The 16,001-nt window shown below is 43.4% G+C and carries 13 protein-coding genes and 1 pseudogene; 4 read left to right on the top strand and 10 right to left on the bottom strand.

The window, feature by feature from the left end:
* Positions 1-15: 15 nt before the first annotated feature.
* Positions 16-201: a hypothetical protein gene (locus tag ACU6U9_RS21550; RefSeq protein ID WP_446737010.1), complete on the top strand. Its 186-nt coding sequence runs from the start codon at positions 16-18 to the stop codon at positions 199-201.
* 6 nt (positions 202-207) lie between these two features.
* The gene (locus ACU6U9_RS21545; protein ID WP_446737009.1) at positions 208-471 is read left to right on the top strand and encodes a hypothetical protein; all 264 of its coding nucleotides are present in this window, start codon (positions 208-210) and stop codon (positions 469-471) included.
* Between the two features lie 158 nt (positions 472-629).
* Here the strand turns inward: ACU6U9_RS21545 and ACU6U9_RS21540 are convergent, their stop codons facing one another.
* The 9 genes and pseudogenes from ACU6U9_RS21540 to ACU6U9_RS21500 all read right to left on the bottom strand — a co-directional run bounded on the left by ACU6U9_RS21540 (position 630) and on the right by ACU6U9_RS21500 (position 14,250).
* On the bottom strand, positions 630-3,005 hold the full coding sequence (locus ACU6U9_RS21540; RefSeq protein WP_446737008.1) for an FG-GAP repeat protein: 2,376 nt from the start codon (positions 3,003-3,005) through the stop codon (positions 630-632).
* Positions 3,006-3,081: 76 nt separating this feature from the next.
* A pseudogene (gene gcvP / locus ACU6U9_RS21535) lies at positions 3,082-5,984 on the bottom strand (aminomethyl-transferring glycine dehydrogenase).
* 194 nt (positions 5,985-6,178) lie between these two features.
* On the bottom strand, positions 6,179-6,721 hold the full coding sequence (locus ACU6U9_RS21530) for an APC family permease (RefSeq protein WP_446737007.1): 543 nt from the start codon (positions 6,719-6,721) through the stop codon (positions 6,179-6,181).
* Positions 6,714-7,412 (bottom strand): APC family permease, encoded by a 699-nt coding sequence (locus tag ACU6U9_RS21525; protein ID WP_446737006.1) that lies wholly within the window; start codon positions 7,410-7,412, stop codon positions 6,714-6,716. Before ACU6U9_RS21525 ends, ACU6U9_RS21530 begins: the two co-directional genes overlap by 8 nt.
* A 98-nt stretch (positions 7,413-7,510) precedes the next feature.
* Positions 7,511-10,207, bottom strand: coding sequence for a response regulator (locus tag ACU6U9_RS21520; RefSeq protein ID WP_446737005.1), 2,697 nt, complete (start codon positions 10,205-10,207; stop codon positions 7,511-7,513).
* A gap of 163 nt (positions 10,208-10,370) precedes the next feature.
* A complete protein-coding gene (gene gcvH, locus ACU6U9_RS21515) occupies positions 10,371-10,754 on the bottom strand; it encodes a glycine cleavage system protein GcvH (RefSeq protein ID WP_446737004.1) in 384 nt (127 codons plus the stop codon).
* 120 nt (positions 10,755-10,874) lie between these two features.
* Complete coding sequence (gene gcvT / locus ACU6U9_RS21510; protein WP_446737003.1) at positions 10,875-11,966, bottom strand: glycine cleavage system aminomethyltransferase GcvT; 1,092 nt, start codon at positions 11,964-11,966, stop codon at positions 10,875-10,877.
* A 113-nt stretch (positions 11,967-12,079) separates the two neighbouring features.
* Positions 12,080-12,877: a hypothetical protein gene (locus ACU6U9_RS21505; protein ID WP_446737002.1), complete on the bottom strand. Its 798-nt coding sequence runs from the start codon at positions 12,875-12,877 to the stop codon at positions 12,080-12,082.
* Positions 12,878-13,218: 341 nt separating this feature from the next.
* A complete protein-coding gene (locus ACU6U9_RS21500) occupies positions 13,219-14,250 on the bottom strand; it encodes a DUF3080 family protein (protein WP_446737001.1) in 1,032 nt (343 codons plus the stop codon).
* Positions 14,251-14,313: 63 nt separating this feature from the next.
* Here ACU6U9_RS21500 and ACU6U9_RS21495 point away from each other — a divergent pair, with 63 nt between their 5' ends.
* Entirely contained in the window at positions 14,314-14,904 is a 591-nt protein-coding gene (locus ACU6U9_RS21495) for a 2-hydroxychromene-2-carboxylate isomerase (RefSeq protein ID WP_446737000.1), read from the top strand.
* A gap of 3 nt (positions 14,905-14,907) precedes the next feature.
* A complete protein-coding gene (locus ACU6U9_RS21490; RefSeq protein WP_446736999.1) occupies positions 14,908-15,567 on the top strand; it encodes a class I SAM-dependent methyltransferase in 660 nt (219 codons plus the stop codon).
* A 2-nt stretch (positions 15,568-15,569) separates the two neighbouring features.
* On the opposite strand, the gene ACU6U9_RS21485 is transcribed toward ACU6U9_RS21490, so the two are convergent.
* Positions 15,570-15,935 (bottom strand): Hpt domain-containing protein, encoded by a 366-nt coding sequence (locus ACU6U9_RS21485; protein ID WP_446736998.1) that lies wholly within the window; start codon positions 15,933-15,935, stop codon positions 15,570-15,572.
* Positions 15,936-16,001: the final 66 nt, after the last annotated feature.

The raw sequence follows: 16,001 nt of genomic DNA, 5'->3' as shown, positions 1-16,001 counted from the left end.
ATAAATGTGATTGCCATGGCTTGTGCAGGAACAGTTAAAAAAATGACATCAACCGCTGCTAAGTGTGCCTATGTTCGACGCACTCGTGTGGGTAATTATCTGTCAAGTTGTATGCTTGAAGGACTTACAGCTAAAAAATCCACTGATTGCACGACTAAAGAAGATGTTATCGCTAAGTTTCGAACTAAAAAATCAGCTTAATATCATATGGATAAATATGGTACAGGTGAAGACCCGTTATGTTATCCAGACTCCAAGGTATTAATTAATCACCTAGATATCTATGATCAAAATGAACTTGATCAAGCTGAAACTGAAATTACAGACTTTACCGCATCTGAAATAGAATTCTCCCTACCTCCTTACGATTTACCTTATCTTTGCAAAATACATGAAACGCTTTTTTCTGATATTAATGCTCGGCGTTGTTTTCATAGAGTGCAGACTCTGTTACGTAGCTTTTACGGTTGACTAGTTTTAGTTTGTCTAGGGGGTAGAAAAAGTCGGTGACGGAATGAATGGTGGGCGAGGGCATGATTGTTACCGAGTATTTTTAAGGGAGTATCGAGAGTCACTGGTATTAAATCAATGACTCTACCTCGCTTGATTATGGCCCTCTTGATTATTATTTAAAATATCGAGACAGAGCCTGATGCTTGAACTGTATCCTCATCAGGATTGTCTAGATTTGGTGATATTCCTGTGAGTGAAGAATTATCAGTAGGGTCGCCAATGGCGATAGTTTTTCCATCCATGCTGATGTCAATAGCAGTACCAAACTTAAAAGAATTATCGGGATTTGCAGATTTTAGGTACGCACTTTCCTCCCATAAGCCCTCTTGCAATTTATAAATATAGGCTGCGCCAGCGAATACTTTTGACGCCGAATCGTCCGTCGGTAGATTGACTCCTTGCAGAGGGCCTCTTTGACTTGGAGCGCCTATAGCTAGTAACGTCCCATCAAAATTTAAGGCCATATCTTGTGAGAATTTTAGGGTGTTGTAGTTATTCGGGTTACTTGGCTTAATAGAGGCATTAAACTCCCATTGATTGTTTATATTGCTATATAAGCTTACTTCCCCTTTATTGTCATAGCTGCTATAAGAGCCCAGTGCTAGCTTTTCGTTATTTCCACTTAAGCTAATCGACATCCCTAAAGCAAAGTTTCGAGTAAAGCTTGTTGGTGAAAATGTTTGTACTTTTTCCCATTGATCATCAGCGTTAAGTGTATAGCTGAAAGCAAGTCCGGTATTCTTTATAACAGTATCATCACCGCTAATATGATCACTATACGGAGCGCCAACAAAAATTTCAGTTCCGTCATGATTGATTTCAACAGATTCACCAAAGTTAATATTTTCACCGATTGAATATTCATTTATATAATCTTGTTGATACCATGCATCATTCTTTTTTTTGAAAATATAAACGGCTTCTAAAGGATTGCTTAAGGGGCCTGAAAAGTTAAGCTCGCTGCCAGGAGCGCCGACTACGAGTGTATTGCCATCAGCGCTTAACTTGCTAGAAGTACCGAACAATTGAAATTTGTATGAGTAACTTGGTTTTATATAAGCGTCTTGTTGCCAAGTTGAATTTCTATTTTTATAGACATATACGGCGCCAGTTAAAATCTTATCGTTATTAGCGATACTATTTATTCCTAAACTTGAGCTGTTTTCTTTGTAACTTCCTATAGCAAGAGTATTACCATCTGAACTTAAGCTAACAGAGTTTCCAAACCCGTCATTGTTCTCTGGTTCAGGGGCTTGTAGTTTTTGTTCTTGTAACCATGTGCCATCAATTTTTCGAAATAGATAAACAGAGCCTGGGATCCATTCTTCTCTAATGTTTGCTTCATCGATAGTGAAATAGGGAGACCCTGGAGCACCAATTGCTAAAACTGTTGCGTCAGAGTTTAGGCTAATTGCTTTCCCTAAAAGTTGACGCTCTTTAGATTCAGTTGTTTTGATATAACCAATAGCCCCAAGCATATTTCCAGCATATAATGTAGTATCATCGGTACAGCCAATAGGGTTACAGCTTTGCAATATATATTTAGCATCAACTTTGGATGCTAATGAAACGTTAACAGTATAAGTGTTGATGCCTTTCTCAATATTACTGGAAAGAGTGGTGTAGTTTTCGTCACCAACTTGTTCAAGGATATTGTAATAGGTTGCATCAGGGGCATCTAACCATTCAAAGATAAATTTTTTAATTCCAAATTTTAGTTTAGCTTGTGCAGCAATTAAGGGCATTTTCTCTTCTGCATAAATCGTAATGCTTACGGGTAGGGTATTGCTAATACCTGAAAGATCACTGATAGATAGAGTTGGAATTGTAACTGTTACATTATTATCAGTGCCATCAGGAATAATAACAATTTGATGGTTGTTGCTATTGATTTCTTCTGTACTTACTAAGGAGGCATTGGTAATGGTGATACTATTGAAATTAATACCTGTGATTGGCTCATTCGAATAGAGTTGTAGTGTTATATTTTGAACTGCGCCTAAAGTGTTGTATGCAGAAAATTTACTTTCCAGCGAAAGTTCAGGAGCTAGGGTATCAACTGCCTTTATGATAAGTATAGAAGAAGCCAAGTTTTCTTTACCATTTCTATTTTTACCAGCAGCAGCTGGAACACTTATTTCGATATCCTTACCTTTGTTATTTGGTGTAATGATGATTTCAAATTCAGAGCTAAGCTCGCTTAAGTTTACACGACCAGTTCTGAAACTTGCATTTTTAACTGTTGCTTCTGCAGGATGAAAATCATAGATGGGCTCGCTAAATACAAACTGAACTGTAAATGGCTCATTAGATTTATTAATTTCAAATGATTTTTTTTTAGAAGTGATATCAATAGTTAAATCGTTTGATTTACTTTCAGTGGGAAGGCTTTCTTGTTGAGGGGTAATTGGATCCTTACCTCCCTCACAAGCTATCAGTAGTAAAAGGAATATAGTAGAAAGGAATGTTTTTATAATTAATAAATTATTCATGGCGAGTCTATAGTGGTTTATTTAAAAACGGCCCGAAGGCCGTTTCACTAAATCATCGAGGTACGAGGTGATTTAATTACTCCTCATACTCCTCAATCGCAGGACAGCTACAAATCAGATTACGATCACCATACACATCATCAATGCGGTTAACGGTTGGCCAGAACTTGTTTGCATACACAGCTGGTAGCGGAAAGGCCGCTTGTTCGCGGCTGTAAGGACGTGTCCATTCGCCTGCGATGTCTTGTTACTGTATGGGGGGCATGCTTCAACGGATTGTTGTTCGGGTCTAGCTCGCCCGATTTAACCGCGTTTACTTCCGCTTTGATGGCCACCATGGCTTCGATGAAGCGATCCAGTTCGGCTTTGCTTTCCGATTCAGTCGGCTCAATCATGAAGGTGCCTGCAACAGGGAAGCTCATGGTCGGCGCGTGGAAGCCGTAGTCCATTAGACGTTTTGCAATGTCCACTTCGGTGATGCCGGTGTCGGCTTTGATTGGGCGTAGGTCAACGATACATTCGTGAGCCACACGATTGTTTTGGCCAGAGTAAAGAATCGGGTAGTGCTCGCCCAATTTCTTGCTTAGGTAGTTACCGTTCAATAAGGCCATTTGTGTGGCTTGGCGTAAACCCTTCGCACCCATCATGTGAATGTACATGTAAGAGATTGGCAAAATAGAAGCCGAGCCGTAAGGGGCGGCGCTGACTGCGCTTTGACCAATGGACTCATCATCTATTTCACGCACACTGTGGTTAGCAATGAAAGGCGCTAGGTGTTTTGCAACACCGATAGGGCCCATACCCGGGCCGCCGCCGCCGTGTGGAATCGCGAAGGTCTTGTGCAAGTTCATGTGTGACACATCGGCACCAATGTAACCCGGTGCCGTGATGCCTACTTGCGCGTTTAAGTTGGCACCGTCCATATACACTTGGCCGCCGTGTTCATGAATTAACGCACAAATTTCTTTCGCGCCGTCTTCGTAAATACCGTGAGTTGACGGGTATGTCATCATTAAGCACGACAGGCTCTCGCTTAGTTCTTCGGCTTTTGCTTTTAAGTCTGCAAAGTCAACGTTGCCTTGCTCATCACATTTGGTTACTACCACGCGCATGCCGGCCATTTGGGCGGATGCTGGGTTAGTTCCGTGGGCCGATTGTGGAATCAAACAGACATTACGGTGACCTTCACCACGGCTTTCGTGGTAATGCTTAATCGCCATTAGGCCCGCGTATTCACCTTGTGCACCTGAGTTAGGTTGCATACAAATGGCGTCAAAACCGGTGATGTCACGTAACCATGTATCTAGGTTTTTAATGAGCTGCTCGTAACCGGGTGTTTGTGCTTTTGGTGCGAAGGGGTGAATGCCACCTATGGTTGGCCAAGTGACAGGAATCATTTCAGCCGTGGCGTTTAGCTTCATGGTACAGCTGCCAAGGGTGATCATGCTGTGGTTCATGGCAAGGTCTTTGGTTTCAAGACGCTTCATGTAGCGCAGCATTTCGTGTTCTGTTTGGTAGCTGTTGAATACTGGGTGCGTTAGGAACTCGCTGGTACGTTGCAGGTTTTCAGGGATCGAGCTTTCAACTTCGTCATCCAGCATGGCGATGTCGATGTCGGTGCGGCCTGTGATGACTTGGTATAACGCTTCAAGGTCGCCGCGCGTGGTGGTTTCACCAATGGAGAAACCCAATACGCCATCAACGTCTACTTGGCTTTGAGTACGCAGGTTAAGTTCAGCGGCGTCAGGCGCGCGCTAATATTTCGTCTTTATTTGGCACTTCTAGTGTTAGCGTATCAAAGGCGCTTTGGTTAACAATGATTAAGCCTTCGATGTCGGCATCGGTAATGGCTGCGGCCATGATTTCAGTCATACGGTGAATACGGTTGGCGATGCGGATAATACCGTCACGGCCGTGGTATACCGCGTAAAACGACGCAAGGTTTGATAGTAATACCTGTGCTGTACAAATGTTCGACGTGGCTTTTTCACGACGGATATGTTGTTCACGGGTTTGCAGTGCCATACGCAATGCGCGGTTACCGCTGGCATCAATGGATACACCAATTAAACGGCCAGGGATGGCGCGCTTAAATGCATCTTTAGTCGCAAAGAAGGCTGCGTGTGGGCCGCCAAAGCCCATTGGCACACCAAAGCGTTGGCTGTTACCTAGGGCAATGTCTGCACCTAGCTCACCTGGTGATTTTAATAATGCCAATGCCATAAGGTCAGTAGCCATGGCGACTAAGGCGTTGTTAGCGTGCAGTTGTTCAATCAGTTCGGCGAAGTCATTGATGTTGCCGTCTACGGCTGGGTATTGCAGTAGGGCACCAAAACATTCTACGTCGGCGGCGGTTTCGACTGGGCCAATGTGCAGCTCCCAGCCAAAACCGTCGGCACGGGTTTTTAATACGTCGATGGTTTGCGGTAGGCAAAGCTCATCCACAAAGAACACGTTTGATTTGTTTTTACGCACTTGGCGCTTGATCAACGCCATGGCTTCGGCGGCGGCGGTGGCTTCGTCTAGTAGTGACGCGTTGGCCAGTTCCATGCCGGTTAGGTCGATGATCATTTGCTGGTAGTTTAATAACGCTTCTAAACGACCTTGGGCAATTTCAGGCTGATATGGGGTGTACGCGGTATACCAACCTGGGTTTTCTAATACGTTACGGGTAATGACGTTGGGTAGACGAGTATCGTGGTAACCCATACCAATGAAGCTTTTATAGACTTTGTTTTGGTCAGCCAGCGCTTTTAGGTTGGCGAGTGCTTCGGCTTCTGGGATGGCGTCGTCCATTTGTAAGAACGGCTCACGTAGAATCGATTTAGGCACGATTTGCGCGGTTAGGTCGTCTAATGAATCAGCGCCTACCTCGGCCAGCATCGCATTGATGTCGGCGACGTTTAGGCTTAAGTGACGGCCAATAAATTCATTGCGGTTTTCAAGTTCGCTTAGACTAGGGTGTGACAATGTCGCCATGGGAAGTGCCTTTTCGTCAGTGTGCTGCTAAGGCTGAGCCTTAGCAGTAATCAGCTAGTAATAATTGCGCCGGATTGTATCAGTGAGGCAGGAACTTGTCAGTGGAATTACCGCCAGAAAGCAGGGTTTACCGTCGTTTGCAAAGTCTGCTCATGTTGGCGTGAATGACGTGCAATTAATCACAGAGGTACTCATTAGTGCGTGGCTATATTTGCACCAGAAAACAGCTGAAAGAGCTGTACACTCAAAAAAACTAAGCACATAGCTGCGCCTAAGTAGGGCACCCAGACTTTGACGCTAGAGGTATCGGTGTCACTTGGTGTGCGCAGTAATTTGATAAGCGAGATGTTCACCAGTAAAAATACCATGATGATGATAAAACTGGTGACTTTTGCCAAGGTGGTTAAATTTAGGTTAGTAGCCAGTATCCAAACCACAAGGCCCAATAATAGAGTCGCTATATAAGGGGTTTTACGGCTGTGATGGAGTGTCGAAAGCCAAGCTGGCGCCATACCTTGTTTGCCCATACCGTAAAGAACCCGTGAGCCCATAATGATTTGCACCAACGCACCGTTCACAACGGCGGCTAAAGAAATCAGGCTAATAAGCCAAGCGGCTTTTTCACTGTGTTGTTTCATAATGTCGGCCATAGGGGCTTTACTGGCGATTAATGTCTCGAGCGGCAGCTGTAATATGGCGGCTAATGCAATGGCATAATAAAAGAGGCTGCTAACCACAATTGCGGTAATGATGGCTTTGGGCAGCGTGGGCTCTTGGGTTATTAACTTCTTCAGCCATGTTGACCATGTCTTCAAAGCCAATGAAAGCATAAAACGCTAAAAAAGCCCCTAGTAAAATCCCAAACCATATGCCGCCATCGTTCATGGGTGGAAGTAATTCAGGTAATCGCTCTGGCAATGTTAGAAAAGAAGGGGCGCTGTAAATTAAGATAATAATTAAACCTATGATGCCCAGAATGGTGGTCACAGCCGTTACCATGACAGACTCTTTCACTCCCCAAACCGCAAGCAATGTCATGCTAGTGAGCAAGACAGTCATGGCCCAAAAATCTGAGATATTTACAAATACTTGTAGGTAGCCAACAAACCCGTTGGTGATCGTAGCGGCGCTGACGACCCCAGTTAATATTACCATCCAACCCACTAGACTGGAGAGTTGTTTCATGCCAAAAGCGGCTTGTATATAAACGGCCTCCCCCGCACTTTTTGGGTAGCGCGCACTTAATACCGCATAACTGTAACCACTCAAACCGGCTAATAGTGCCGCAATCAAAAATGAAATCGGTGCGTAGATTCCTGCCGTGATGGCTACTTTACCCACCAAGACATAAATGCCCGCACCTAAAATGGTGCCAAGACCATAAAGTGTGAGCATAGGAAAACTAATCGTGCGTTTAAGTTCAGTCATAAGGTACAAGCGTTAAGTGTTAATAATATGAATTGTAAGGTAACAGCAATAACCGTAAGTGAGATACATCAGTAAAGTTACGATTGATAACGTATTTTTTATTGTTGAGAAGGGATTGGCAATAACCACGCAATCAGAATGCGCTCTAGCAAAGTCTGTTCAATGGGTTTTGGAATGAAGTCATTCATGCCTGCATCAAGGCATTTTTGTTGATCGCCTTTTAACGTGTTGGCAGTGATGGCAATGATAGGTGTTTCCATATGAGTATCGCCTCCTTTACCCGCTCGTATTTGCTGAGCTGTTTCAAAGCCGTCCATTCGTGGCATCTGGCAGTCCATCAAAATTAAGCAGTAGGGTGAATGTGTGCGTACATTTAATTGACTAAGGGCATCTAGGCCATCTGCAGCGACGTGTACGGTAAAGCCAAAATCTTCTAATAAATCAGTGGCGACCAATTGGTTAATGGGATTATCTTCGACCAATAAAAGCTCAGTATTACTAAGCAATGATAGGTGATCTTTAAGGCTTAAAATGGGCGATGGCTCAGCAATTTTTAAACTGCTTAAGTAATCATGGGTTAATAGAGGGCTTGCTTGTTTTAATGCATTGCCATTATCACCAATGACACTGAGCGCTAAAAATAAATCAGCAGTGTTAACGGGTTTTGAAAAATGCGCACTGAAACCAATGTCGGCCATAAATTGATTGTCGTTGTCCATCAGCATTGAGGTCATCATTACTAGGTGCATACTGCTGAAACGCGGGTCTTGTTTTAACAGCGAGCCCAGTTCGGTGCCGTCCATGTTTGGCATTTGCATATCCAGAATACCAATATCAAACATCGCCTGACCACTTAATACGCGTTGTTCACATATCACTAATGCTTGTTGGCCGGAGTTAGCTTGAACAACGTTAATCCCCCAGTGGGTTAATTGGTCTGAAAGAATACTCAAATTAACCGAGTTATCATCAACAATTAAAATCTCAAGTTGGCTGACATTAAAGTTAGGTGCGACAATTTCACCCGTGGCAGATTTACCCAATAAGATACTGCCATAAAAACGACTGCCTTGGCTGAGCCGGCTATGCAGTTGGATTCCCCCTCCCATGGCAACGGCTAAACGTTTAACAATGGCAAGGCCCAAACCTGTTCCACCATATTGACGAGTAGTGGAGGCATCGACTTGTGAGAACGCATCAAACAGCTGTGCTTGTTTGTCTTCGGCGATGCCAATGCCGCTATCTTCAACACTAAATTCCAGTTGCCATTTGTCTTGGGAATAAGATACGAGAGCGACACTTAATATCACATGACCCTCATGGGTAAACTTGATGGCGTTGGCTAATAAATTAGTAAGGAGTTGGCGAATGCGACCAGGGTCACCTTTAACACGCGTGGTTTGAACATTGCGCGTATCAAGCACGAGTTCTAAGTGTTTATTTTCAGCGAGCTGAGCCAAGCTATCGACGAGCTCGGCTAACATTTTGTTTAAGTCGAAATCAATTTCTTCTATGTGTAGCTTGTTAGCTTCTATTTTAGAGAAATCCAAAATATCGTTTATGAGGGCAAGCAGCGATTGTGCGCTTGAAAGAGCGATTTTTACTCTTTGTCTTTGCTGATGATTCAATGGCGTGTTATTAAGAAGGCCCAGCATACCCATGACCCCATTAAGCGGGGTACGAATTTCATGGCTCATGCTGGCAAGAAAATCCCCTTTAATTCGCGTAGCCGCTTCAGCTTTTTCTTTGGCTTCGATCAGGTCGATTTCTTTATTTTTTTGGTCGGTAATATCTTGGTTCGTACCGACCACCCTCACGGGGTTGTTATAGTGGTCATATTCGATAATAGAATGAACCTGAATATAACGAATAATATTGCTTGGAGTGATAATGCGAAACGTTGAGCTTAGGTTATTTTCGTTTTTGATCGAGTTATTAAATTCATCTAGCGTGTAATGTTTGTCTTCTGGGTGAATACGGTTTTCAAATAACTCGAATGCATTGATATTAGGTTGTGGGTCGCTTTCATTAAAGATGCGCCACATTTGTTGATCCCATTGCAGGGTTTTTTTGCTTAAGCTATATTCCCAAATTCCTACCGATGCACTGTCGGCTGCTAGCTGTACCCGTTTTTGTTTGAGATGCACTTCACCCATACTGTTGCGAATTAGCCTTAGGGTTGGTTTAAATATGTAAATATATTCAAGTATTAAAACCAGTAATCCAAATAACCATATAGCAATTTCTGTTTTGTAGCTGTCATAAAGGTGATCCTTCGCTTCGTCTTCATAGGCGCTCACAATCACGTTTAATATAAATAATAAGTAACTCACATTTTCGATATCGAAATGACTTAATGGCTTATTTTTTAATTGTTTGATGTTTGAAACATTTAGGATATCAAGTGCACTATTAGCATATGCCTGGACGGCTTCATGCAGTGACGGGTCACCATCAAAGTAGAGCTGGCGTATTTTTTTTGAGTGAGTAAGTGAGATTAGACCTTGATGGCTATTAAGCATTAAATTAGCGGACTCACGAATGACACTTCGAGTATTCTCTGTCACCGTGCCATTGTTTTGTAATTGAGAGATATAATGATGCACGCCCAAAGCAATACGTTGAGAGAGCATACGTTGGCGGCCAGCTTGGTTGACCAAGCTAGCATCGTATTCTTGAGCGTTAAGCAGATAGCTCATTGTGATCATTGATGCGCTAGAAATGAGGGCGATAATGCTTAGCGCGGCAATAATTCTAAAACGTGATCGAGCAATAATGGGGTTTATTTCAGCCACAACTTGCCTATTAATAGTGGTTTTGCGACCAATTGATCGCATCTACTAAATACTAGACCAAATTTATCAAGGTATATGGGAAATGACTAAGCACAGGCAGGTATAACAAGTTATAGCAGACATAAAAAAAGCAGCCTAAGCTGCTTTTTTTATATTTGAGTGTTTATTCGCACTCAGCCGCGTATTGGTCTGCGGTTAGTAGTTCCGCTAATTCACTTTCTTCTGAAAGCTTCACTTTGAAAAACCAAGCATCGTCATATGGCTCGCTATTGGCTTTTTCTGGCTCGTCGGCTAGCTCTTCGTTGATCTCAATGATCTCGCCAGACACAGGAGCATAAATGTCGCTAGCCGCTTTCACAGACTCAACCACAGCAATTGAGTCATCTTTATTTACTTCATTGCCCACTTCCGGCAATTCAATAAATACTATATCGCCTAGTTGTTCTTGTGCGAAATCGGTAATACCAACAGTGACAATGCCGTTGCCTTCATCGCGAATCCACTCGTGAGAAGCGACGTATTTTAGTTCGGCTGGGATTTGAGCCATATTGTGTTCCTTAAATGGGTGTTAATTATGGGGCTAGTTTAGCTCGAATAAATTTTTTTAAAAGGGGGGAGCGCCTATCTACCGATGCGTTCCCCTAATTTAATCAACAGATTGAACGAATTATTCGTAAACTTTTTTGCCGTTACGCACAAATGGCATGCTTACCATGCGCACAGGGACGGCTTTACCACGCATGTCGATTGCGCATTCAGTACCAGCATCAGCGGGTACACGGGCCATGGCAATTGAAACCTGCAAGGTTGGGCTGAAGGTGCCGGAGGTGACTTCGCCAGCTTTGTCGCTGGTGGTAAAAATCACTTTTTGATGGCTGCGCATTACGCCGCGGGTTTCAAGCACTAGGCCCACGAGCTTGTATTCGATACCCGCTTCTTTTTCGGCTAATAATGGTGCTTTGCCAATGAATTCACGGCCGTCTTTAAGGGCCAGTGTCCAGCCCATGCCGGCTTGCCAAGGGCTGATGGTTTCATCCATGTCATTGCCATAAAGGTTCATACCAGCTTCAAGGCGCAAAGTATCACGGGCACCAAGGCCAGCAGGTTTAACGCCGACTTTGATTAACGCATCCCAAAAGGCGGTGGCTTCTGCTTCTGGGATCATGATTTCTAGCCCGTCTTCACCGGTATAACCTGTGCGACCGATGAACCAATCACCACATGACAGGCCTTGGAAAATAGACAACTGTTCAATAACGGCGGCTTGTTCTGAGCTGGCGGCTTGTTTGGCTTTTTCGATGGCTTCTGGGCCTTGTACTGCAATCATAGCCAGTTGTGGGTGCTCGGTTAATTGCGCATCGAACTTAGCAATGTGTTGGTTCATCCATGCTAGGTCTTTTTCGCGGGTGGCACAGTTAACCACGACACGGTAACCGCCCAGTGCATCGGCACGGTAGACGATTAAATCGTCAATCACGCCGCCTTTCTCGTTCAGCATACCACTGTATAGCGCCTTGCCTTCTTGTTTTAACTTAGCCACATCGTTGGCCAGTAAAAATTGTAAGTAAGCGGTGGCGTCTGGGCCAGTGATGTCGACAACCGTCATGTGACTCACATCAAACATGCCAGCGTCTTCACGAACGACATTGTGTTCCTGGATTTGAGAGCCGTAATGGATCGGCATATCCCAGCCACCAAAGTCGACAATTTTCGCGTCAGCGGCTAAATGTGCATCGTATAAAGCGGTGCGTTGACCCATGGATATAATCCTAGTGTTGGTTTTGGTGTTAAATGAATAAAAAGCGGCATTATACCTAGGCTTTGACAAAGGCGAAACGCAGAGTTTTCATCAAAAGATGAATAGGGTGCTAATTAAGGGGTAGGTGCGATGTTCCAACGGCCAATACCAACGCCACGATCGATAAACTCGGTGGCTAAGCGGCCCGTACTGGAGTCGGTTCCGGTGACATTAAGATTAGTGCTAGTTGGTACATTCATAAAAAAGCCTTTGCTGGCAATTGGGCCTTGGCCCCAGTTTAATGCGTTTTTTTGAAAAGATAAGAAAAAGTCAGCAGTGCCTGCAGTGCCATCGCTACTGCCTACGTTTAGGCTCTGAATATTAGCAAGCGAAACACAGTCAACGCCATCGGTACAGCTGCCTGCATTGTCACCAATATAGGTGGCGCGGTTATTAGTAGCTGAACCACCGGCACCCGTAAATAAACTGGCGGCATTACCATTAATGGTCATACCGATGTTGCCGCTAAAATTGGTGAAGTCACCCTGTAAAACGCCTTTTGCGTCTTCAAAGCCAATGCGAAAACCCATCATGTTGTTTTTGCTGGTGGTGACGGTGTTATCAATGGCCCATTCAAAGTAAGGGTTGGTAAACTCAAATGGCACAATGGTGTTTGTTGCTGTGTCTATGTAGCCAAGGGAGATATTTGTTGCGTTAAAGTCAGTGCCTACATTGACGCCATTATCATAACCGGCCCCTAAAGTAAGGCTGTCGGCGTTGGCTTGAATTTTAACGTCTTGGCCAAACGTGATACGGCTGATTTTGTTGTTATTGACTAAGCGAGACTCCATTTCTATATATGCTTGGCCCACGGTCTGCTCCAATTGAGCATCGTCCATAGGTTGCAACTGTGCCGTTGCGTGATGATTCACAGCAAAAACGCCTGTTAGCAGCAATGATGTATATGAAATTAGTATCTTCATGGGTTTTTTATTATTTTTATCCCGTTTTGGTCCGTGGCGGCCAAAAAATCAGGTATGCAGATTAGCGCAAACTAGGCTCTTGTCAAAGTCCATCTATGGGCTTTTTTTATGTAACAACGTGTTACTGGCACTTATGTCCATGGAATAAAAAAATATTTGGGTCATACGTACCACTTAGATTGTTATTCTGTTGTTTTTTAAGCGAAAAAACTCATGCATAAGCATGATGAGGCAATCATTCGCTTAATCTTGGCGTTCTCCCATTTTGCTAATAATGACAAGCAAAGGGTCTAACTGGCTTGTCCTGGCATGGATTGGCATTGATTCAAATGGCGTTGCCATGCTCTGACATGCTCACGCCAGTGTGTTTGAAACTGAACCCAAGGGCTGCCTTTATGTATAAATAAGCGTTGATGAAAAGCACCCATAGCTGGGTGTTGCGCCATCAGCGGCGAGAGTTGTTTTTCTAATGATTGGCCAAAGCGGTTAAGCTGGCTAATCCAAGGTTGCACTTGCTGGCTAAACCATAATCGAAATACATTAACTAAAGCGGTCTTTTTAATTGATTGCTGGTTGTACACACATAAGCCCTTATGTTGATTCATAGCTTCGGTCAGGACGACCAAAGACTGGCTGGCTAGATGAATCTCTTGCAACCAATGGCCTATTTGTTGGCCCTGTTGCAGGGTATTCAAAGAGGACTCTAATAGAGTGTCATCCAAAGGTGTATTTGGCCATTCGGGGGTTTTAAGTTGTTCTTGTAGTGTCAGCCAATAATTTAATCCCTCTACGCCATTCGCAGAAAAGTGCTCTCCCATTGGCCAAAAGTGAGCCGCATGAAATAGCTTTGAAAACTCATCATGAAATAAGGCATTAGCAAAATAGATATGCTTATTGGCTTGGTAAAACGCAATGGCTTGTTTAAGCGCATCTGCGTTTTCTGCGCTGAGTTTTTCAGTTTCTAAACATTGTTGTGCCAATGGAATAAATTCACTTATGTAAATAAAAATTTGGCTGGGCAGCATAACTTTGCCCAGTGGTCCGTTGCGTTTGGCCACTAAACTATTTACCGGACACTGATATAGTTTTAAAAATTGCAAAAGACTAATGCTAGGAGGTGACAGTGTCTGTTGGCGTTGTTTTTTATCAGGTATGTTAATAACAAGCAGGTCAAAATCTAATACGTTAATATCGGTGTCGAATATGTTACCAATGCGTTGGCTGTAATCGTGCCAGAGGTTTGTACTTGTATTATCTGTACAGCCCTGTAGTGTTGCTAATATAAGTATGCATATACATGTTAAAATACTAACGCGGCTCATTGACAGCGTTTACCTAGGGTATGTTTCGATACCCAACTTTAGACTCCATAAGGAATAATTACCATGACTAAAACGCTGGATTTTTACTTCGATTTTGTCAGTCCTTACAGCTACTTGGCTTTGGCCCAATTACCAAAGGCGATTGCCGGATTAGATGTACAGGTCAATTACAAACCTGTGCTTTTAGGCGCATTGCATCAAGCGCAAGACATGCCGTCGCCTGCGTTTATTCCAAACAAGGCTAAATGGATTCATCGTGATTGTCATCTTTGGGCCGAGCATTATCACTTACCGTTACAATGGCCCAAGCAATTCCCATTTAACACATTGTTTTTGTTACGTACTTGCTTATACCTTCAACAAACCCAGCCACAAGACATGCCGATTTTTATTGAAAAAACCTTTAATGCGATTTGGCAAGAGGGTTTAGATGTGAACAGCGAACAAGCCGTGGCAGAGCACTTAACCAATATAGGCTTGGATGTGAACGCTATTTTAGCGGGTTGTCAGCAGTCGGCGGTTAAAGAAGCGCTAAAACAAACTGTAGCGGATGCCCATGAGTTGGGTTTATTCGGTGTGCCTGCTTTTAAAGTAGGTGATGATGTTTTCTTTGGGCAAGACCGCCTTATGTTTGTTAAAAATGCATTAGCTTGATTTATGAGTAAACAAACGAGCTGTCCTCTGTGTGAACATGATCAACACAGCATCTTTCATCAAGATGATAACAAGCGTTCAAAGCGGACCTATTTAAGGTGCCACGAATGTCATTTGGTATTTGTACCGCCTGAATTTTATTTGTCGGCGGATGCAGAAAAAGCCGAGTACGATCAACATGAAAATAATATTGCAGATGAAGGTTATCAACAATTTTTAAATCGTTTGTGGTCACCACTTAAAGAAGTGTTACGACAAAACCAAACGGTACTGGATTTTGGTTGCGGCCCGGGGCCACTACTTGCAAAAATGATGCAGCAAGATGGTATGAAGGTGAGTGTGTATGATCATTTTTACCACCCTGATCAAACAGTATTACAGCCAAATTATTATGATGCCATTACATCAACCGAAGTGATTGAGCATTTGCATCAACCCAAAGACGTGTTTGAAAAATGGTTGTCTATGTTGAAGCCTAATGGCCATTTAGGTTTGATGACAAAACGGGTAAAGGACAAAGCAGCATTTGCCACATGGCATTATAAAAACGATTTAACCCATGTGTGTTTTTTTAGCGAGGCATGTTTTGAGTGGTTAGCACATCGATATCAACTCACGTATCGATTTGTGGTGAATGATGTGGTTATTTTTCAAAAATCGTGAGGTCAGTCAGTTGGCAGTTGTTGTGCCTGCTTGACTGACGCAACTAAAGTTTCCATGACGGGGGGGATATTTGTTATTTCTTCGTTAAGGTCGTGGTTACCTTCTTTAAGCTTGCGATCAATACTTGTGCAAATGGCGTATATTTCATCGGCCGCCAAGTTGCCTGTCACCCCTTTAAGTGCGTGATTAATTTCATTCACTGCTACCCAGTCTTCTTGGGTGACAGCCTCAATAATACGATTCCCATCTTCTAGATGGCTGGCTTCAAACATACCCAATAGGCGTACATAGAGCGTTTTCTTGCCTCCCAGTTGAGATAACGCTTGTTTCAGGTTCAAGCCAGGTAAGTTATCAGGCCAATCAGACACGTGAGTCTCCTTTATGCTACGTATGTAATTAGTTTGGTTCAGCTTATTAGAATGTCAAACCTTGAA

It is taken from the genome of Pseudomonas sp. HK3 (assembly GCF_052920985.1).
This window is presented reverse-complemented; position numbering and strand designations above follow the sequence as displayed.